Source organism: Corallococcus sp. AS-1-12, from assembly GCF_020036995.1.
Taxonomy (GTDB): Bacteria; Myxococcota; Myxococcia; order Myxococcales; family Myxococcaceae; genus Corallococcus.
Genome location: NZ_JAIQDD010000001.1, coordinates 152,929 through 172,286, shown reverse-complemented (window position 1 = coordinate 172,286; position 19,358 = coordinate 152,929). Strand labels below are relative to the sequence as shown.

Annotated in this window: 14 protein-coding genes and 1 tRNA gene; 12 read left to right on the top strand and 3 right to left on the bottom strand. The window is 71.9% G+C overall.

From position 1 onward, the window contains the following. Positions 1 to 33 precede the first annotated feature (33 nt). On the top strand, positions 34 to 381 hold the full coding sequence (locus K8556_RS00605; protein WP_223738073.1) for a hypothetical protein: 348 nt from the start codon (positions 34 to 36) through the stop codon (positions 379 to 381). A gap of 133 nt (positions 382 to 514) precedes the next feature. Here K8556_RS00605 and K8556_RS00600 read toward each other — a convergent pair. Then, positions 515 to 588, bottom strand: a tRNA-Arg gene (locus tag K8556_RS00600). Positions 589 to 1,033: 445 nt separating this feature from the next. Here K8556_RS00600 and K8556_RS00595 point away from each other — a divergent pair. The 7 genes from K8556_RS00595 to K8556_RS00565 all read left to right on the top strand — a co-directional run bounded on the left by K8556_RS00595 (position 1,034) and on the right by K8556_RS00565 (position 10,410). Continuing rightward, entirely contained in the window at positions 1,034 to 1,657 is a 624-nt protein-coding gene (locus tag K8556_RS00595) for a hypothetical protein (protein WP_223738072.1), read from the top strand. A 24-nt stretch (positions 1,658 to 1,681) separates the two neighbouring features. Further along, the gene (locus K8556_RS00590) at positions 1,682 to 2,092 is read left to right on the top strand and encodes a cytochrome c family protein (RefSeq protein WP_223738071.1); all 411 of its coding nucleotides are present in this window, start codon (positions 1,682 to 1,684) and stop codon (positions 2,090 to 2,092) included. Continuing rightward, positions 2,089 to 6,306, top strand: a complete 4,218-nt coding sequence (locus K8556_RS00585; RefSeq protein ID WP_223738070.1) for a DUF4114 domain-containing protein — start codon at positions 2,089 to 2,091, stop codon at positions 6,304 to 6,306. Before K8556_RS00590 ends, K8556_RS00585 begins: the two co-directional genes overlap by 4 nt. After that, entirely contained in the window at positions 6,303 to 6,824 is a 522-nt protein-coding gene (locus tag K8556_RS00580) for a pilus assembly protein (protein WP_223738069.1), read from the top strand. Before K8556_RS00585 ends, K8556_RS00580 begins: the two co-directional genes overlap by 4 nt. After that, the gene (locus K8556_RS00575; RefSeq protein ID WP_223738068.1) at positions 6,821 to 8,011 is read left to right on the top strand and encodes a prepilin-type N-terminal cleavage/methylation domain-containing protein; all 1,191 of its coding nucleotides are present in this window, start codon (positions 6,821 to 6,823) and stop codon (positions 8,009 to 8,011) included. Before K8556_RS00580 ends, K8556_RS00575 begins: the two co-directional genes overlap by 4 nt. Before the next feature lie 29 nt (positions 8,012 to 8,040). Further along, positions 8,041 to 8,688 carry a Tfp pilus assembly protein FimT/FimU gene (locus K8556_RS00570; protein WP_223738067.1) on the top strand — a complete coding sequence of 216 codons (648 nt, stop codon included), beginning with the start codon at positions 8,041 to 8,043 and terminating at the stop codon, positions 8,686 to 8,688. A 132-nt stretch (positions 8,689 to 8,820) separates the two neighbouring features. Continuing rightward, a complete protein-coding gene (locus tag K8556_RS00565; RefSeq protein WP_223738066.1) occupies positions 8,821 to 10,410 on the top strand; it encodes an MBL fold metallo-hydrolase in 1,590 nt (529 codons plus the stop codon). A 23-nt stretch (positions 10,411 to 10,433) separates the two neighbouring features. On the opposite strand, the gene K8556_RS00560 is transcribed toward K8556_RS00565, so the two are convergent. Beyond that, positions 10,434 to 12,107: a protease pro-enzyme activation domain-containing protein gene (locus K8556_RS00560; RefSeq protein ID WP_223738065.1), complete on the bottom strand. Its 1,674-nt coding sequence runs from the start codon at positions 12,105 to 12,107 to the stop codon at positions 10,434 to 10,436. 96 nt (positions 12,108 to 12,203) lie between these two features. Here K8556_RS00560 and K8556_RS00555 point away from each other — a divergent pair, with 96 nt between their 5' ends. Genes K8556_RS00555 through K8556_RS00540 form a run of 4 tightly spaced genes read left to right on the top strand, consistent with a single transcriptional unit; the run spans position 12,204 to position 18,924 of the window. Beyond that, entirely contained in the window at positions 12,204 to 14,399 is a 2,196-nt protein-coding gene (locus K8556_RS00555) for a TOMM precursor leader peptide-binding protein (protein ID WP_223738064.1), read from the top strand. Positions 14,400 to 14,402: 3 nt separating this feature from the next. After that, the gene (locus tag K8556_RS00550; RefSeq protein ID WP_223738063.1) at positions 14,403 to 16,355 is read left to right on the top strand and encodes a radical SAM protein; all 1,953 of its coding nucleotides are present in this window, start codon (positions 14,403 to 14,405) and stop codon (positions 16,353 to 16,355) included. Between the two features lie 3 nt (positions 16,356 to 16,358). Beyond that, on the top strand, positions 16,359 to 17,516 hold the full coding sequence (locus tag K8556_RS00545) for an amidohydrolase family protein (protein ID WP_223738062.1): 1,158 nt from the start codon (positions 16,359 to 16,361) through the stop codon (positions 17,514 to 17,516). Positions 17,517 to 17,526: 10 nt separating this feature from the next. Further along, entirely contained in the window at positions 17,527 to 18,924 is a 1,398-nt protein-coding gene (locus K8556_RS00540; RefSeq protein WP_223738061.1) for a SagB family peptide dehydrogenase, read from the top strand. Between the two features lie 19 nt (positions 18,925 to 18,943). Here the strand turns inward: K8556_RS00540 and K8556_RS00535 are convergent, their stop codons facing one another. Continuing rightward, positions 18,944 to 19,357 carry a BMA_0021/BMA_0022 family TOMM bacteriocin gene (locus K8556_RS00535; RefSeq protein ID WP_223738060.1) on the bottom strand — a complete coding sequence of 138 codons (414 nt, stop codon included), beginning with the start codon at positions 19,355 to 19,357 and terminating at the stop codon, positions 18,944 to 18,946. Position 19,358 lies beyond the last annotated feature (1 nt).

Here is a 19,358-nt window from a genome sequence, read left to right as displayed (position 1 = left end):
GTGAAGAGAGAAACTTCAGGGTGGGTGTTGGCGGTGCCCGTCTGGCTGGGTGCAGCCATCATCGTCACGGGTCTGGCCTATAACCGGTCACCCACAGGCCAGGTGGACTGGCTGTTCGTCGCGTTGCTGTCGACCGCGGCCACGGGAATCGTCGTTGCAATCGTCCGCGAGCTTCGCGCCCGCCCCTCTTCCGTGCAGCAGGTCGCGCTCAAGGCGATCTTCAATGCGAAGGAACCCGGAACCATCGGCGCGGTGCTGGTGATGAAGAACGGCTCTCCAGAGGTCATCGCGACGGTCCGCAGCCGCGAGGAGTACCTCGAACTCGCGAACTCGGGGCGCCTGCCCGTGGATCACCTCGTCTTCCTACCCGACGACACCTGAGGTCAGGAGGAGGAGGAGAGGCGCCCGAGGGAAGAGCCTCAGGACTCCTACCGCGCTCCCAGGGTCCCGGCCCCTGCGCGTCCGCCCTACCCCATCCTGACGAAATCCTCAGTCGGAACGGGGGGTTGCGGAGTGACCCCGACAGGAATCGAACCTGTGGCCTGCGGTTTAGGAAACCGCCGCTCTATCCAACTGAGCTACGGGGTCGTGAGGCGGCGGGCGTTATAGCAGGGGACTCGTCGGGCGCAACGGGTCTGACGCCTGGCCGGGCGTCCTCTGTCCACCCCGCAACGGCCGCTTCCCCGGGCGGGCACGGGGCAAGCAGGCATGGCCCGACCTGCCTGATGTTCCCAGAACATACTTTTGACGCGCTTCCAGAATCTGGTTCAGGCCATCCAGATTCTGGAGAAATCACCCGTGAGTTTGTCTGGAATTGGCGCGCCGTCAGGACCCGCGACGTCTGTCTTCCAGAGGGTGACGGCCCTTTCGTCATCATCCGTAAGCCCAGGGCACGGCCCTTGCTCTATCCCGGGCCATGGCTCCTCCCCCCTCGGAGTCCCGCTCCCAACGACGTCCCACCTCTCCCCTCAGAAAGCCACGCCATCGCGGCTTCGCCCTGCTGGCGGCCCTGGGCATCACGCTCGCGCTGAGCGTGACCGTCGCCCTGACGGTTCGCGCGGTGACCCGCGAGGCCTCTGTCCAGGGCGACCTGCGCAGACAGAAGGAGGCGTTCTTCGCCGCGGAGGCGGGACTCGCGGAGGGACGCGAGACGATGCGCCTGCTGCTCGGGGACTCGGAGACCTACAACTCCGCGCTCGCGCAGCTCGGCGCCCCCGTGAGCGAGCCCGGGCTCGGGTCCGCCGCCCAGCCCTGGTACGAGGTCCTCCCCGCCGCGGGCTCCGCTGACGGCTGGAACACGTACTCGCTCACTCCGGAGGCCATGACGCCCTCGGAGCTTTCGAGCGCGACGGGCGAGGCCTACGTGGACTACCCACGCCAGGCCCACGTCCGCTACCGCGTGTTCGTCCATGACGACGCGGATGACGCCGACTTCACCACCGACACCAACCGCCGGGTCTGGCTCGTCGCCGTGGGCGAGGTGGTGGTGGGCGGCGGGCGCCCTGCCCGCTCCGTCGTCCAGGCCCTCATCACCAATGACAATGCCTTGCAGCTCACCGGCCCGGGCTGCGTGAACCGCGGCTGCGGCCCCAACAACACCTTCAACAACTCCCTGGACCGCCGCGCCCCGGCCACCCAGACCGTCCGCTTCTTCTGAAGCTTGCAAGGCATCGAGGCGTCCATGCGAGTCCACCTCCTCCCCGCGCTCCTCCTCCTCGCGCCGCTCGCCCACGCGGAGAGCCGGGGCGAGGTCCTCTTCCAACAGGCGTGCTCCCGGTGCCACGTCGCCCAGGCGCAGACGAAGGCCCCGTCCACCTCGGGCCTCGTCGCGGCCTCCAAGGGCAGCGGCCCCCACCTGGGCGAGCTGATGCCCCGCCGTGGCTACGAGCAGGTCCGCAAGTGGATCCAGGGGCCCCAGCGCCTCAAGCCCGACACGGGCTGCGACACCCGCATGCTCGCGCCCTCGGACCTGGATGCGCTCATGTCGTTCCTGGCCACCGCGTCCCAGCCTCCGGAGCCCCAGCGCGCGGAGCGGCTGCGGCAGGAGCTGGAGCAGCAGCTCGCCGAGCGGCGCGCGAAGGAGACGCGATGAACCGCGCCCTCGCCGTCTGCGCGCTCCTGCTGGCACCGCTGTTCGCGCACGCACAGGGGCTCAGCCAGCTCTGCCAGGACGTGCTCACCCAGGACAAGCAGCCCGACTTCCAGGCCAGCGGCTTCGACACGAACCAGTCCGTCAACATCACCCGCGAGAGCCCGCCCCGGCTCCAGCTCAACACCAACCTCACCGTGCTGGACCCCGAACGCATCTACTTCCCGTTCGATCAGCACGTCACCATCAGCTACGTGTTCGAGTCCGCCGGCGCCTCGCACGCGCTCGGCTACATGTACATGGACGACGTGAAGGCCCGGGGCTACGCGGACGCCAACGGGAACCTCGTCGACAAGAACAGCAACGGCATCCTCGACCTGCACGAGGACCTCTTCAACCTGGCGCCCACGAGCGGCGCCAAGGCCCGCCCCTATATCGGCCCCTACACCTCGGCGGGCGCGCCCAACCGCCGGTGCAACGTGTCGTTCACCTCCGGCGGCTTCACCTACAACCAGCCCGAGCTGGCGATGAACGGTGGCTGCGCGTCGACCTTCGCCTCCCAGCAGTCGCTGAAGGACGCGCGGCCGGGGCAGACGGGCAACACCCTCAAGGTCGACCTCGTGGGCAGCCTGATGGGCGGCGCGCCCACGTCCCCCGCGTTCTCCGACCGTGGCGTCTTCGACTACATCCCCAACCTGCTGGAGCCCGCCGACCCTCGCAACAACAAGCTGGGCCTGGGGAAGATGGTCTTCCTCCTGTCCGACGACGACACGGACCTGAGCGTCTTCAACAACATCGCCCCCGTCGCCGACTCCAGCAACACCGCCGACGGCGTCCCCGACTACGACGTCTCCCGGTACGACCCCAACGGCCTCCAGCGCGCCACCAACCCCGACCCCGGCATCACCACGTACGACAGGACCGTGGACCTGGGGCAGATCGAAGGCGGCAAGGAGCTCGTGTTCTTCCTCGTCGTCTTCTACGACGCGTCCCACGCCCCCACGTCCACGGGCGGCACCGTCTTCCCGTGCCTGCGCCGGGACGCGGACGACAAGTGCACCCTGCACCTGCGCACGTCCGTCTCCGTCTTCTTCTCCAAGGCGGCGTGGAACATGGACCAGAACGCCGTGGGCGGCACGGTGACGGCCGAGCGCAACATCGGCTGCAGCTACAACTCGAGCTGCAACCCGAGCAGCCCCTCCACGTCCGCCGGGGCCTGCGCCGTGTCCGGCACCAAGGAGCTGCTCTGCGGCTGGCTGGAGGGCCCCAAGACCCACCTCAACTCCACGCTGGGCCGGTTGAACACGGCGGCCTACGGCAACCTCGACATGCCCATGGAGAAGGAGTCCATCCCCCGGCCCGCCAACAACCGCATGGCCCACGTCATCATGGGCGCGCCGAGCACGGACCCCTTCCGGTGGATCCTCGGGTTCGAGGACCTCAACGGCGGCGGTGACCGCGACTTCAACGACGTCGTGTTCCTGATCAACAAGGAGAACGGCGGCGGCGTCCGCTCCGGCACCGTCTCCGGCGACATCTCCCCGGACATCGCCGAGGACTTCACCATCACCAAGGTCCGCTTCCGCCGCCAGGACGACCTCGCCCCCGCGCCGCGCACCTGCACCGGCGGCGCACCGTGCTGGTCGGAGGAGATCCCCGGCGCGTGCCGGCCTCCCGGCGGGCCGCTGCCCACCCTCCGGTACGCCGTGGCCGTGGACTGCCGCGTCTGCGCCGGCGGCACCTGCACCCGCAATCCCAACCCCACCTGGTATCCGGTGGAGTTCCCCAACACCTCGCCGCCCACCCAGGAGGTGGAGCTGGACATGCTGGCGCTGGGCTTCACCGGTTCGCAGTTGTGCTGGAAGGCGGACATCACCAGCCCGAACGAACGCTGCCGCCCCATCATCGACAACGTGGACGTGGGCTACCAGGCCGTGCGCGCCGGCACCTACGCTCGCGCCTCGCCGTCCACCGTGGGCAACGCCATCGTCTGGGGCGCGAACGAGACGCCCGGACGCGGCTGGGGCCAGGGCTGGACGGCGCCCGGGTATGCCGGCATGCCCGCCGCCACCACGCGCGCCTACGACGGCACCACGGACCTGGCCGTGCGCGGGCACCTCTACTTCCGCTCGCTCTACGACCCGGAGGCCCCCAACCGGACGAACGTCGTCGAGCGGTGGAACGCCGGCCGGGTCATGGCCATCGCGCTGACGAAGGGCCAGGACCCCGCCACCCGCAGGCTCTTCACCCTGGACGCCACGGGGGCGCGCACGGACATCGCGACGGCCGCCGCCGACAGCGCGTCCACCAGCCCCCTCTTCCCGGACTCGCTCTGTGATCAGGTGGTCAACGGCCGCTACGTCTTCGACCTGAACAACGACGGCACCTGCGGCACGCCCACGCACCCGTTCAAGCAGATCAACGACGTCACCAACGACCGCGCCTTCCTGCGCGAGTGGCTGTACGGCTGGGAGGACCTGCACGCGCCGGGCGCCTCGAACGTGCGGCGCGCCTGGCCCGTGGGCGGCGTCAACCTGTCCACCGTGGCGCTGGCCGTGCCGCCGTTCCTCGACGGCTGGTACCAGAGCGCCCGCGCCGCGGAGCGCGACCAGTACCGCAAGAACTTCATGGAGCCGCTGAAGAACCGCCGCACCGTAGCCTACGTGGGCACGGTGAGCGGCTACCTGCACGCCTTCGACGCGGGGGCGTTCCGCACCGGCGCGCGCGATGGCTGCCTCGCCCGGGATCAACAACGCGGCTACTTCGCGCCGACGTCATGTGGCGCCGGCACGTCGCCGCGCGACTACGGCACCGGCGAGGAGCGGTTCGCCTACCTGCCGCGGCTCCTGCTGGAGCGCTACGTCAACCGGTACGCGCGCTTCCTGGGCTCGGGCAACCTGCCCCGTCCGCAGGTGGATGCCTCGCCCACCATCGCCAACGTGGACTTCGGCGTGCCCGGCAAGCCCGCGTGGACGATGTCCAGCACCCCTTCCCGGACGCAGGGCGCCAAGACGGTCCTGGTCTCCGCCACGGGCAAGGGCAGCCCGGCGGTGTTCGCGCTCGACATCACCCGGCCGGACCTCCCCGCGCAGTACCCGCTGCCGCTCTGGGAGTTCAGCCTGGCGGACGGCGCCGTGCAGCAGGCCTTCACGGACGCGCGCAACGCGGAGAGGTCATCGCCCAAGAAGGTGAAGCTCCCGGATGACTCCGGCTCGCGGCACGCGCCGAGCGTGGTGCGCCTGGCCTGGGGCTCCACACGGACCCCAGGCGCGTGGACCGCCGTCGTCGGCACGGACTACGTCCCCAGCTCCGGCCGGGCGGGCACCCTCTACCTGCTCGACATGAAGACGGGCCGCCCGCTGGACCTGGGCACCACCGCCGCCGGCCGCATGGCGGGCGTCATCACCCTGGACGACGCCTCCGGCATCGCGGGCGAGGCCGCGCTGGTGGACCTGGACCATGACGGCACCTACGAGGTCCTCTACGTCCCGACCACCGCCGGCCGCGTGTACCGCATCAACCTGGATCAGGTCGACACGAGCGCGCCGCCAGGCGCCAAGGTGCGCCGCTGCCGCGTGGCGGACGCCCCGGTGGACGTGTCGTTGAGCAGCAGCGCCGCGCAGGGGCAGGACCAGAGCTACCAGCAGCTCTACTCCAACCTGGCCGTGAAGGTGACGGACGCGTCCACCGGCCCGGTGGTCCGCTTCTACTTCGGCACCGCGGACAACCCGGACGAGAGCTCGGACGGGCCGGCCAACAACACCCGCTACCGCTACCACCTGCTGGGCTACGAGGATCCGGACCCCACGGGCACACGGGGCTGCTCGGCGCTGACGCCGCTCTGGGTGAAGCCGCTGGACGCGGGGCAGGCGGTGTGGGGCGGCGTCTCGCTGTCCCAGGACCAGGTCTACGCCACCACGGCGGTGGGCAAGGCCGCGGACATCTGCAGCCTGAGCAGCACGGAGAGCGGGCGGTTCTATGCCGTGGGCCAGGTGAACACCGGGGCGCTGGCGCCCACGCTGTCGAGCGCGCCCCTCCAGGGCCACGGCGTCAGCGCGCCGGTGGTCCATGACGAGCACCTCTTCGTGCTCACCGCGGACGGAAAGATGCTGATGGTGGGCAACGACGCCTGGAACAACGACACCGGAAGCGCCGCCGCCACGCGCTCGCGGGTCCTGTTCTGGGAGCCCGTGCCGGAAGGACGGTTGCCGAAATGAAGACCCGGAAGACCTCCGCGAGCCGGGGCGTCGCCCTGATTGAAACGCTGGCCGCGTCGGTGGTGCTCATCCTGGGGCTGATGGGGGCCATGGCGATGATCCGCGAGACGAACCGCGCCAACCGCCGGACCCTCACCGCCACGCAAGCCCAGACCCTGGGGGAGCTGACCCTGGAGAACATCGTGTCCATGGGGTGCACGCGCGCCCCTGCGTGCGGAAACATCGCCGCGCTGGACGGCACCCGCTCCACGGTGTGGCAGACCGCCGCCGGGGCGGTGCTGACCAGCAAGCCCGCGGCCTCCGTCGTCGCGCGCGAGTACGAGATCTCCGTGGACGTGGACGGCTCCGTCCAGCCGGGCCTCAACGAGAACGGCTCCGTCGGCGTGCCGGCCGTGGACCGCTCGCTCCGGGGACAGGGCCCTGGCGACCTCGTCAACGTGCGGGTCAGCGTCAGTTGGGTGGAGCCGGCCCGGACCGGACGCCAGGTGGTGGTCCTCCAGACGCGGATGGCGCCATGAGCCGCGGGGCTTCCCTTCAGCGGGGCTTCACGCTGGTGGAGCTGATGATCGGCTCCGCGGTGTCCGTGGTGCTGCTGGCCATGGCCCTGGGCGCCAGCCTCCAGCTCCAGCGGCGCTCGACGCTGGAGCAGCAGACGATGCTGGCGCAGACGAACGCACGCTCCATCAAGGAGTTCCTCGTCTCCGAGCTGCTCCGCGTGGGCGCCGGCATGGGGAACGCCACGCTGGTGTTCTCCCAGGGAGACGTGCGCCAGGGCCTCACCGTGTGGACGTCACCGGACCTGTCCGAGGGCCGTCCGCCCCTGCTGGCCGCGGATCCAGGCTTCAGGCTGCCGCCCGCGAGCGGCCCCTACGCGGACATGGCCTCGGATGCGCTGCAACTGTGGTGGGGCGACAGCCGGGGGCTGATCACCCTGGACGACTGCTCCGGTGGAAAGGCCTACCGCGTCCGCGAGGATGGCGCGGAGCGCTTCTGCACGGCGGCCTCGCCCTCCACGGAGCTCCAGCCCGTGTCGGGGCAGACGACGCCCGCGTTCCTCGTCAATGCCAGCCAGGCGCTGGCCTGCCACGTGGAGGTGTCGCAGGTCCGCGCGGCGTCGCAGGAGGTGTCCGCCGTCGCGGGCACCGGCGCACTGCGAACCGGGAGCGGGCCCTGCGTGGACGCCCAGGACGCCGTGTGGGAACAGACGGGCTGGCTGCTGATGCGGGCCCAGGGCGCGTCGTACCGGGTGAACTGGGCCTCGGGTGAACCGGTCCTGGAGTACCTGGCCGCGGGGGCCACCACGTGGACCGCGATGAGCCGCGACGTCGAGCGGCTGAAGGTCCGGCAGGGGCTCATCGACCTGTCCCAGCCCCAACTGCCCCCGCGCTGGTTCCCGGACGCGGAGGCCGGGAGGCCCGCGGTGGACGCCTGCACGCTCGGCCAGGCGCTGTGCGCGGTGGACACGGGACCCGCGGACGCTCCGGAGGACGCACCCACGTCGGACGCGGAGCTCCAGCGGCTGCTCCAGGAGCGCGTCCGCTCCATTGAAGTGACGCTCGTGGTCCGCACGCCCCGCCGCGACCTGGGCTCCGTCCAGGCGGGGACGAGCGACGACGAGGGCTTCCCCCAGGACGGCTACCGCCGCCGCACCCTCACCTTCCGGGTCAGCCTCCGCAACCCGGCCATCGCGGGACGGGTGCCATGACCGGGCCCCGACGCCCCTCCGAGGACCTCATGAAGCGCTCCCGTGGGATGACGTTGCTGGAGTTGATGGCGGCCCTGGCCGTGTTCGCCGTGGGCACGGCGCTGGCGGTGGCGGGGATGCGCGGCGACCTGGAGCGCCGGCGCGAGAGCGGCGCGGCGCGGGAGCTGGAGTCCTCGGCGGTGCAGGCGCGGCAGCGGGCCCAGGCCACCCAGCAGCCCATCCGCTTCGTCGTGGACGCGAACGTGCGGCTGGCGAACGGCACCGTGGCCAGCGTGGCGCGCTGGGAGCGGCCGGTGTGCGACAACACCTGGGACAGCGACTCCTGCCCGGCCACGCGCTGCCTGGCGACGACGTGCCGGCAGGTCCCGTCATGCTGCGACGAGGTGGGCGAGGACATCCCGCTCCCCCCGTCGATGGACGCCTCCAGCGTGAGCGGGCTGTGCTTCCTGCCCGCGTCGGGGCGGCCCGTGCGCGTCGAGGGCGACCTGGGCTGCCTGCGCGCCAGCCGGGGGCTCCCCGACGCGCTCGCCGCCGCCGCGCCCGGCACCCTGACGCTCACCTATTCCTCCGGGCGGGTCCCCACGCTGTTCCAGGTGGAGGGGCTGACCGGCGGGGTGCGCGTGCTGGACTGTGATGCGCCGTCCGCGAGCGCGTACGCGGGCCGGGGGTGCCCGTAGCGGGCCCCCGCCGTCTTCCGGGTCAGGCCAGGAAGTCCGCACCTTGAAGTCAGGCCCGGAATCGTCAACATTGGCGGCCCATCCGCGTGCGTCCGGGCCCACGGTTCCGGCGGACGCCCTCGTGAGACCTCCATGCTCGACCGCCCGATGTACCTGAAGCCCGATGTCGCCATCGAGCCGCTGTTCAACCAGTGGTACGTCTGGTGGTACCTCATCTCCCCCGCCACGGCGCCGCTGTTCGTCTCCCGCCTGCACCTGAAGCTGATGCAGTCGTTCGTGGCGAACCCGGACGTGCACGTGGCCGCGCTGCAGAACCCGGCGCTGATGGGCGGCCCCTTCATCAACCACCCCGTGTCGCGCGTGAACGAGGTGAAGGCCCTGCTCGACCGCACCACCCGCGAGCAGGCGGACATGCTGGCCTACACCAAGGCCGTGTCGGACCTGGAGCAGCTCCTGGCCAGCTCCAAGGGCGAGTCCCTGGAGCCGCTCTACGCCAAGGTGCCGGACATGCTGCGCGGCTTCGTGGAGCTGCACTACGACCTGGCCCACCGCGCCAACGCCCGCATCATGGAGCCGCTGCTCTACCGCAGCAGCCTCTACAAGGAAGCGTCGCAGAGCATCTCGCTGATGCGCGTGGCCGGTGACGCGCGCAAGTACGTCTTCAGCACCCCGCGCCTGGAGGGCGACTCGCCCCTGTGGCTCCAGGTGCCCTACCGGCACGAGGGCATCGACGCCCTCTTCCGCATGCGCCACACGCCGGGCAGCCCCGGCCAGGTGGCGGAGATGCTGGGCGTGCCGTCCTCCGCCGCGGAGGCCTTCGCGGACCTCTTCACGGAGACCGCCCCGCGCAAGCCCGAGCCGTACACCGGCCCCGGCGTGCGCGTGCGCTACTTCGGCCACGCGTGCGTGCTGATGGAGACGCGCGAGGTGTCCGTCCTCACCGACCCCGTCATCAGCTACGAGTTCCCCACGGACCAGCGGCGCTTCACCCACGCGGACCTGCCGGAGAAGATCGACTACGTCCTCATCACCCACGGCCACGCGGACCACCTGATGATGGAGACGCTGCTGCAGTTGCGTCACCGCATCGGGACCATCGTGGTGCCGCGCTCGAACGCGTACTCGCTGGCGGACCCGTCGCTGCGCCTGGTGCTGGAGAAGACGGGCTTCAAGAACGTCATCGAGATCGACGACCTGCAGGAGATTCAAATCCCCGGCGGGTCGCTGATGGGCATCCCCTTCATCGGCGAGCACAGCGACCTGGCGGTGCAGGCGAAGACGGCGCACCTGGTGCGGCTGGCCGGCCGCTCGCTGCTGATGGCCGCGGACTCCAACGCGCTGGAGCCGCGCATGTACCAGCACCTGTCGGCGCTGGTGGGGCCGCTGGACGCGCTCTACCTGGGCATGGAGTGCGAGGGCGGCCCGATGAGCTGGATGTACGGCCCGCTGCTCAGCCAGCCCCTGCCGCGCAAGATGGACCAGTCGCGCCGGCTCAACGGCTCCGACAGCGCCCGCGCCACGGAGATCCTCAATCACCTGAACCCGAAGGAGGTCTTCATCTACGCCATGGGCCAGGAGCCCTGGCTGCGCCACGTGATGGTGCTCCAGTACGACGAGACCGCGCCCCAGATGATCGAATCCAACAAGTTCATCGAGGTCTGCAAGGGCCGCGGCATCCCCGCCGCGCGGCCCTTCCTGAGCATGGAGCGCATCCTGGAGTAGCCGCGCGCCAACGAAGCCAGGCTTCAGTGCTTGCGGCGCTGGAGCCTGCGCAGGCCCGCGAGCAGCGCCTCGCCGTCCGGCGTGCCCAGGCCCGTGCACGCGTTCCACAGCGTCTCGTCGCTGGCGAAGTACGCGCCGTTGCCGCCGAGGGTGATGCGGCGCACGACGGGCTGGCCCTCGGTGACGAGCGCGTACAGCCGGGGGTGGAGGAAGCCCACGCGCTCGCCCAGCGCCGCGTTGAGGCGGACGATGAGCGCGGCCCACATGGGCGCGGCGGCGCTCGTGCCCGCGGCCACGCCCTGCTGGCCCTTGAAGACGATTTCATAGCCGGTGTGCAGGTCCGCGTTCGCCGCGACGTCCGGCACGCCCCGGCCGGTGCTCCGGGAGACCTCGAACACGCCGTTCTTCCATGACGACTTCACCAGCTCCGGCACGCCCATGCCCTGCTGGTACGGCGGCAGCGCGTTCATGGTGCTGACGCCGCCGCTGCTCGCGCCCGCGGCCGTGGAGCTGGGGCCCATGGACATCGCCTCGCCCAGGCGGTTCCACACGCGCTCGTGGTGGAGGACGTCCCCCACCGCCTCCAGCGTGGTGCCGCCACAGCCCAGCACCAGCGCGCTCGCCGCGGGGTAGCTCGTCGCGGCCACGGTGATGGCGCCCGTGGGCGAGCGGGCGTTCACCGGCACCTGCGAGCCCAGGTCACCGGACGCGGCGCACACGGTGATGCCCAGCAGCGCGGCCTCGACGAAGAGCCGCTCGAAGGCCAGCTCCTCGCCCGGCTGGATGAGCGCCCCTTCGTAGAAGGACCAACTGGTGCTCAGCACCGACGGCCGGTTCTCCCGGTCGCTGATGGCCTCCGCCAGGACGCGGTGGTAGTCGCGCAGCGAGTAGTCCTTCGACGCCGCGTTGTAGACGACGACGCGCGCGGCCGGACACACGGAGGCCACCAGCTCCACGTCCATGGTGACCTCCGCGTTGGAGGCGGTGTTGAGGATCCCCGCCTTGTTCGGCCCCACGTTCACCACCGGCGCCGTGCGCTCCACCCCCACGGCCTTCAGGTACGCGTCCAGGTCCGCCTGCTTGTAGCCGCCCGCCAGCTCGATGACGCCCACGCACTGGCCCTCCCCCAGGTTGCGGGGGTAGCGGTAGAGGGCGGCCACGTGGGGCGCTGTGTACGTGCGCAGCCCGGCCTGCCGCGCCATCTCCCGGGGGATGGGCAGGGCCGCCGCGTTGTGGGTGACCAGCGGCCGCGTGTCCAGGCCCAGGACCCACTCCGCCACGTCCTTCAGCGCGCGCGGCAGGCACACCGGCTTCGTGTGCGTCAGGTAGGAGGTCTTCCCGTAAGTGTAGCGCCGCAGGTCCACGTCGAAGGCCTTGCGGATGGCGGCCGTGGACCCCTGGAGCACGACGTAGCACCGGTCGCGCCGCTCGGAGGTGACGGTCAGGCCGTGGCTCTTCGCGAAGCGCCGCACGGCGGCCAGGTGCTTCGGGTCCGCGCCGTACTTCGCCTCGAACTCCTCATGGGTGAGCGGGCGGCGCGGCGGGTTCGTGCACAGCTCCGCCACCGTGGGCAGCGGTGACCCGTGACGCAGCAGCAGGGTGACCTCCACCGTGCCGGTGGCGGCGCGGCTCCGGAGGGGGGGATGGAGGGACGCCGGGGACACACGCGCGCTCTGCGTCAGGGGGATGCGGGCCATGAGGCGGCGTTCTACCACGCGGGGTCCGGGCCCCCGGAAGCCGCGCCGGGTCGTATCCACGAGCGAGGGCTACCGGGTAGGCTCGCCCGCCTGCCCATGGACCGAGTCCTTCGCATCAAGCCCCACCTGCGCGCCGAGGTGCTCGACGCGCGGCGCGTGTTCCTCGTCGGGGAGCGCGCCCAGTTCCTGCTGGAGGGCGAGCTGCACGCGAGCATCGTGCCCCTGCTGGATGGCGAGCGCACCGTGGCGAACGTCATCGCCGCGCTGGCGGGGCGGGCCTCCGCGCCGGAGGTGCTCTACACGCTGGCGCTGCTGGAGGAGCGCGGGCACGTGGAGGAGGCGCTCGACGTCTTCGACGAGAGCGTCGCCGGCTTCTGGGAGTCCATGGGCGTGGGCGCGGCCACCGCGGCCGGTCGGCTGTTGGACGTGTCCGTCTCCGTGCACGCGGTGGACGGCGAGGACGGCGAGGGGCTGGCGGAGGCGCTGCGCGACACCGGCCTGGACGTGCGCGACGACGCCGACCGCCGCGTGCTGCTGGTGGACGACTACCTGTCACCCGAAGCGCTCGCGCTGGCCCGGGAGGCCCGGAGCGCGGGCGCCGCGTTCCTCCCGCTGAAGGTGTCCGGCACCGCGTGCCACGCGGGCCCGGTGGTGGGCACCGGCGAGCGCGCCTGCTGGACGTGCCTCACGGCGCGGCTGTGGGACAACCGCCCCATCGAGAAGTACCTCGCGCGCAAGGGCACCCCGCCGCGCGCCATCCGCCCGCCGCGCACGGGCCTGCCCACCACCGCGAAGGCGGGGCTGTCCTTCGCGGCGACGCTCGTGGCCCGCTGGGTGGTGGACGGGCCCGCCGGCCCGGGGCAGGCGCGGCTGTGGACGCTGGACTTCGCCACCTGGAAGCTGGAGTCGCACGCGGTGGCGAAGCGCCCGCAGTGCCCGGACTGCGGCGACCCCCACTGGATGGAGGCGCGGGCGAAGAAGCCCCTGGAGCTGGCCTCGCGCTTCAAGCGCTTCACCGACGACGGGGGCCACCGCATCCTCACGCCCGAGCAGACCTGGGAGCGCCACCGCCACCTCATCAGCCCGGTGACGGGCGTGGTGAGCGACCTGCGCGCGGTGCCGGGCGACGCCCCGCTGGGCCACATCCAGTCCGCCGTCTTCCGCGTGTGCCCGTGGACGGACGCGCCGGCCTCCGACGACTTCCACCGCGTGGCCAGCGGCAAGGGCCGCACGGAGGCCCAGGCCCGCGCGGGCGCGCTGTGTGAGGCGCTGGAGCGCTACAGCGCGGTGTTCCAGGGCGACGAGCCCCGCGTCCACGCCACGGCGTCCCAGTTGGGCGCGCAGGCCGTGCACCCGGACGCGCTCCAGCACTTCAGCGCCGCGCAGTTCCAGGCCCGGTCCGACGGCGAGGGCCGGCGCGACATGCGCACCGCGGTGCCCCGCCCGTACGCGGATGAGCCCATGGACTGGAGCCCCGCGTGGTCGCTCACGCACGGGGTCCCCCGGTACGTGCCCACGGCGTTCGCGTACCTCTTCGCGCCCACGCCCCCGTCCGCGGACGGGCCTTTCTGCCTCTTCAACTCCAACGGGAACGCGGCGGGCAACTGCCTGGAGGAGGCCATCCTCCAGGGCTTCCTGGAGCTGGTGGAGCGCGATGCGGTGGCGCTCTGGTGGTACAACCGCCTGCGCCGTCCGCGCCTGGACCTGCGCTCCTTCGACGAGCCGTGGTTCGCGTCCGTGAGCGAGCACTACCAGTCGCTCGGCCTCACGTTGTCGGTGTTGGACCTCACGCACGACCTGGGCATCCCGGTGTTCGCCGCGCTCGTTTGGTCACCGGAGCGCGGGCGGGCCTGGGCCGGGTGCGGCTGCCACTTCGACGCGAAGCTCGCCGTGCAGCGCGCCCTCACGGAGGTGGCCCAGTGCTACGACCCGAAGGACGTGGCCCCGTCGCCGTGGGACGCCAGCGCGCACGGCGACGTGAGCTGGCTCTTCCCCAACGACCTGGTGCCCGCGCGCGTCCGCGACGACTTCCCGCGCGTGTGGCACCACGACCTGCGGGACGACGTGCGCGAGTGCGTGGCCCGGGCCGCGAGCGTGGGGCTGGAGACGCTGGTGGTGGAGCAATCACGGCCCGACGTGGGCGTATCCGCGGTGAAGGTCATCGTCCCGGGGCTGCGCCACTTCTGGCGGAGGCTGGGCCCCGGCCGGCTGTATGACGTCCCCGTGCGGATGGGGTGGCTGAAGGCCCCCAAGGCAGAAGCGCAGCTCAACCCCGTGCCCTTCTACTTCTGAGCGATGGCGCCGCCCCCTGAACCCAAGCCCCGCATCCTGCTCGTCCAGTGCGGCCCCGACCGGCGCCACGTGGACCGGGAGACGGAGGACTTCGACCCCGAGCGAGGCCTGGTGAAGCGCGCGACGATGACGCCGCTGGCCTGCGCGACGCTCGCGGCGCTCACGCCGGACACCTTCACCGTGGACATCTGGGACGAGGAGCTGCACGGCCAGCTCCGCGCGGACACGGAGCTGCCGGACTACGACATCGTCGGCGTGTCGGTGATGTACTCCGCCCTCACCTACCAGGCGCGCTTCCTGGGCGGCCACTTCCGCGACCGGGGCGCCACCGTGGTCGCGGGCGGCCCGGCCATCTCCGCCGCGCCGGAGGACTACCGGGGCTTCTTCGACGCCCTCTTCGTCAACGAGGCGGAGCGCACCTGGCCGCGCTTCCTCGCGGACTGGCTCGGGGGCGAGTACGCGCCCGAGTACCGCCAGCTCGACAAGCCCGCGCTGAGCGAGAGCCCCCTGCCCCGCTGGGACGCCATCGCGGCGGACCTCCCGCGCTACGCGTGGGGCTCCGTGCAGACCACGCGCGGCTGCCCGTTCGACTGCTCCTTCTGCGACGTCATCTACCTGTACGGCCGCAAGCAGCGGCACAAGCCGGTGGAGCGCGTGCTGGACGAGGTGCGCGCCCACGCGGCGCTCGGAGCGGAGGGCGTCTTCTTCGCGGACGACGAGTTCATCGGCGACGCGGCGTACGCGAAGGAGGTGCTCGCGGGGCTGGTGCCCCTCAACCGCGCCCTGCCCCGGCCGCTGCGCTTCTTCACCCAGGTGACGATGAACCTGAGCCGCGACGCCGGGCTGCTGGAGGGCATGGCGGACGCCAACTTCTACACCGTCGTCCTGGGCATCGAGTCCTTCGACACGGCCGCGCTCAAGGAAGCGCAGAAGCACCAGAACGTGCGCGCGGACCTCGTGGGAGACCTCCTGCGCATCCAGGCGCACGGCATCGGGCCCCGGGGCAGCTTCATCGTCGGGTTCGACCAGGACACGCCCGCGGTCTTCGACTCGCTGCACGCGAACATCCAGCGCACGCACCTGCCCTGGGTGGTGGTGGCGCCCCTCCAGGCCCCGCGCGGCACGAAGCTGTGGACGCGGCTGCGCGCGGAGGGCCGGCTCGCCACGCCGCGCAAGGCGCACGCGAAGGACCGGGGCGCCATCATGCTCAACGTGATGCCCCTGGGCATGACGCGGCCCCAGTTGCTCGAAGGCTTCCGCGACCTGGTGGAGCGGCTGTCCACCTGGGACGCCGCCTGCGAGCGCATCCGGGGCTTCATCGCCGGCATCCAGCGCCCGCCCCGGGTGGAGGAGCCCCCCTGGCCGGAGGCCGTCACCGACCGCTTCCTGCGCGAGTCCACCACCGCCTGGGCCCTGACGCCGTCCGAGCGGCAGGCCCTGGGGGACACGCTCGCGGAGGTGCGCCGCACCGCCCCGGCGATGCTGCCGCGCGCGGTGTTCTTCCTCGCGCGAAACCAGAACGAGCGCCGCCGCCACGAGCGCCTCTTCACGGACTTCGACGCGGTGCTGGCCGCCGAGCGCCAGGGCGACCTCGTCCCGGACACGCAGCCCGTCTACGTCCCGCCGGGCTTCGCCACCGCGATGCGCGACGTGTTCCCGGACCTCTTCGTGCGCCTGAGCCGCGACCTGCCGGACCGCCGCGACGTGCCGGAGGCCTCGCGCGACGTGCTGGTGGACTTCGTCGCCCGCTGGGGCGAGGGCTTCCAGGCGCTCCAGCCGCAGCACCACGAGTTCCTGCGCGAACTGTGCGACCGCGCGGTGGCGGCGCGGGGCGGACAGCCGGGCACGCTGGAGGACGCGGAGGAGCAGGCCCTGCGCACCCAGGCGCGCCGCACCGGCCTGCTGGAGGCGCTGCTCAAGGACGTGCGCGACGAGCTCGCGAGCTGGGGACCCTGACGCATGCGCGACGGCCTTCACATCTTCGACGCGGACCGGCACGTCCTGGAGCCGCTGAGCCTGTGGGCGGAGCAGTTGGAGCCCGGCCTGCGCCGGCACGCGCCCCGCCCGGGACGCCTCCCGGACGAGTCGCTGGAGGAGCGCCTGGCGCGGCTGGGCCCCCAGGGCCTCCTGCCCGTGCTGCCCCTGCCGGAGGTGGACGGCAAGCCGCTGTGGAACCACATGCCGGAGAAGGCCTGGCTGGAGTTCTCCGCGCGCTCCTACGCGCGGTTGGGCCGGAACGAGCTGCTGCAGCGGCCGGACGTGTACCTGGCCCAGATGGACCGCGACGGCGTGGACATGGCGGCCCTCTTCCCCACCTACGCGCTGCTGCTGGAGGGCTTCTCCCCGCTGAAGCCCCACGTCGCCACGGCCTTCGCGTCCGTCTACAACACCTGGCTGCACGGCTTCTGCGCGCACCACCCGGAGCGCCTGCGCGGCGTGGGGCTCATCAGCCGGCACCAGCCGGAGGCCATGGTCGCCGAAGCGCGCCGCGTCGCGGGCTTCGGCTGGCGCGCCGTGATGGTGCGCCCCAACCCCATCAACGGCCGGCTCCTGTCGGACGCCGCCTACGAGCCCTTCTGGTCCGAGTGCGAGAAGCTCTCACTCGCGGTGGTGCTCCACGGCAGCGGCCACGTCTACGTGCCGTCCGCGGGCGCGGACCGCTTCGACACCCGCTTCGCCAACCACGTCTGCGCCCACCCCATGGAGCTGATGATGGGGCTGCTCGCGCTGCTCCAGGGGGGCGTGCTGGAGCGGCACCCGGCCCTGCGCATTGGCGCCATGGAGGCCGGCTGCGGCTGGCTGCCATACTGGGCGTGGCGCCTGGATGAGGAATATCGCGCTGTGGGTGCAGAGGTCTCCGCCACCATCCGACAGCTCCCTTCCTCCTACCTGCGCCAACACTGCTTCGTTTCCGTGGAACCGGACGAACCGTACCTGTCTGACGTGGTGCGCCACCTCCCGGAGGACCGATTGGTTTTTGGAAGCGACTTCCCGCATCTGGACCACGGCGAGGATGTGCTGGGTGCGATGCTGTCCTTGCGTGACGTGATGACCGAAAGTCGTCTACGAAAGGTTCTCTGGGAAAACCCGACTCGGTTCTACGGTGTGGAACCGTGAGGCCGCACGAATGAGATTGTCGCTCGCCGAAGGTGTGGCGCTGCGTTGCCCCGACGCGGAGGACGCGCGCGTGGAGGGCCCTGGCCGCTCACTGCGGTTGGGCCCGCTGGCCCCCGGTGTGCGCGCCGTCTTCGAGTCGCTCGCGGACGGAGGCATCCACGAGACGGAGGTGCCGGCGGCCGCGGGGACGGACACGACGCTCGCGTGGTACTGGCTGGACCTGGCCGGGGACGGCGGCCTGCTGTCCTGGACGGTGGAGGAGCGCGGCAACCTGCTGCTGACGCTCACGCCCGCGTCCGCGTCCTTCCTGCGCCACCGCGCGACGTTCGACGCGGCCCAGCCGCTGCAGTTGTCGCGCTTCGCGCACACGCGCATGGCGGAGGGCCGCGCGGTGCTGGACTGCCCCACGGTGCACGCCACCGCGGCGCTGCATGACCGGCGCGTGGTGTCGCTGCTCTTCGACATGGCCCGCCCCACGCTGCTGGCGCGGCTCAACCAGTTCAACACCGGCATCGAGTCCTTCACGCTGCGCGAGCTGGTGCGCCTGCTGGCGGAGACGGGCATCCTGGTCCCCAACGGGCTGGACGTGCCGGCGTCGGAGGAGACGCAGACGGCGCTCAAGCAGTGGGAGCCGCACGACCTGCTCTTCCACCTGCGCTCGCGCGGCTGGGGCCACCAGACGCGCGCGGGGGCCACCTACCGCTTCCGGGGGGAGCTGCCCAACCCGCCCGCCCTCAAGCCCACCGTGACGGAAGAGGGGGTGGACCTGTACCGGCCGGACCTGGAGGCGCTGCGCGCGGGCGGCGACCGCTCCTTCACGGAGGTGCTGGAGGCCCGCCGCAGCCTGCGAGGCCGGGGCGCGGCCCCCCTCACCGTGAAGCAACTGGGTGAGCTGCTCTACCGCGCCGCGCGCGTGCGCGACGTGCGCACCACGCAGGACGGCGAAGTCACCGACCGGCCCTACCCCGGCGCGGGCGCGGTGTACGCGCTGGAGCTCTACCCCCTGGTGGGCGAGTGCCAGGGCCTGGCCCCGGGCGCCTACCACTACGATCCGCTGGGCCACCGCCTGGAGAAGCTGAGCGGCCCCACGCCGGAGTTCCACGCGCTGCTGGACGAGGCCCGCGCGCCGGTGGAGCCCTTCGAGCGGCCGGAGGTGCTGATGGTGGTGGCCGCGCGCGTGCCCCGGCTCGCGTGGAAGTACGAGACGCTGGCGTACTCGCTGGTGCTGCAGGACACGGGAGCGCTGGTGCAGACGCTCTACCTGGTGTCCACCGCGCTGGGCTTGAGGCCCTACGCGCTGGGCCGGAGCGATCCGGACTTCTTCCAGCGCGTGGCGGGCGTGGACGGCTTCGGCGAGGCCAGCGTGGGCGCCTTCGCGGTGTCGGGGGGCGAGTCCCAGGAGCGCTGAGGCGCCCCCCGAGCGGGCTTCAGCAGCAGGGGCTGCCGCAGCAGTGCGAGCGGCCGTAGGTGTCGGTGAGGCTGGAGAGCGCCACGGCGTGGTCCGCCACGTCGGCCGGCTTCTTCGGCAGGTGCAGCTCCACCTCCGCGTTGTTCACCTTCCAGGTGCCGTCCGTCGCCGCGTCCTGCGCGGTGGAGGGGACGACCTTCAGGTGGATGCTGGCGGGCAGGTCGAAGTCGAAGCGCTTCTTGAGGGCCGCGCGCGGGTCCTTCTGGAGGGCCGCCTCGAACTCGGGCTCCTTCCACGCCAGCGCGACGGCGCGCATCCACACGGCCTGCCAGTCATTCACCGAGGCCTTGGCCTCCGGGCCCCGCGCGGGCTTGCGCGCCAGCGGACGGGCCCGTGCGGGCGCGGCCTTCGACTCCGGCTTCTTCTTGCTCATG

Excerpts from the sequence above, each read along its gene's own strand:
- K8556_RS00580 (WP_223738069.1), top strand. The coding sequence starts at position 6,303 with ATGAAGACCCGGAAGACCTCCGCGAGCCGGGGCGTCGCCCTGATTGAA.
- K8556_RS00535 (WP_223738060.1), bottom strand. The coding sequence starts at position 19,357 with ATGAGCAAGAAGAAGCCGGAGTCGAAGGCCGCGCCCGCACGGGCCCGT.
- K8556_RS00550 (WP_223738063.1), top strand. The coding sequence starts at position 14,403 with ATGGCGCCGCCCCCTGAACCCAAGCCCCGCATCCTGCTCGTCCAGTGC.
- K8556_RS00590 (WP_223738071.1), top strand. The coding sequence starts at position 1,682 with ATGCGAGTCCACCTCCTCCCCGCGCTCCTCCTCCTCGCGCCGCTCGCC.
- K8556_RS00585 (WP_223738070.1), top strand. The coding sequence starts at position 2,089 with ATGAACCGCGCCCTCGCCGTCTGCGCGCTCCTGCTGGCACCGCTGTTC.
- K8556_RS00555 (WP_223738064.1), top strand. The coding sequence starts at position 12,204 with ATGGACCGAGTCCTTCGCATCAAGCCCCACCTGCGCGCCGAGGTGCTC.
- K8556_RS00545 (WP_223738062.1), top strand. The coding sequence starts at position 16,359 with ATGCGCGACGGCCTTCACATCTTCGACGCGGACCGGCACGTCCTGGAG.
- K8556_RS00565 (WP_223738066.1), top strand. The coding sequence starts at position 8,821 with ATGCTCGACCGCCCGATGTACCTGAAGCCCGATGTCGCCATCGAGCCG.
- K8556_RS00560 (WP_223738065.1), bottom strand. The coding sequence starts at position 12,107 with ATGGCCCGCATCCCCCTGACGCAGAGCGCGCGTGTGTCCCCGGCGTCC.
- K8556_RS00575 (WP_223738068.1), top strand. The coding sequence starts at position 6,821 with ATGAGCCGCGGGGCTTCCCTTCAGCGGGGCTTCACGCTGGTGGAGCTG.
- K8556_RS00540 (WP_223738061.1), top strand. The coding sequence starts at position 17,527 with ATGAGATTGTCGCTCGCCGAAGGTGTGGCGCTGCGTTGCCCCGACGCG.
- K8556_RS00570 (WP_223738067.1), top strand. The coding sequence starts at position 8,041 with ATGAAGCGCTCCCGTGGGATGACGTTGCTGGAGTTGATGGCGGCCCTG.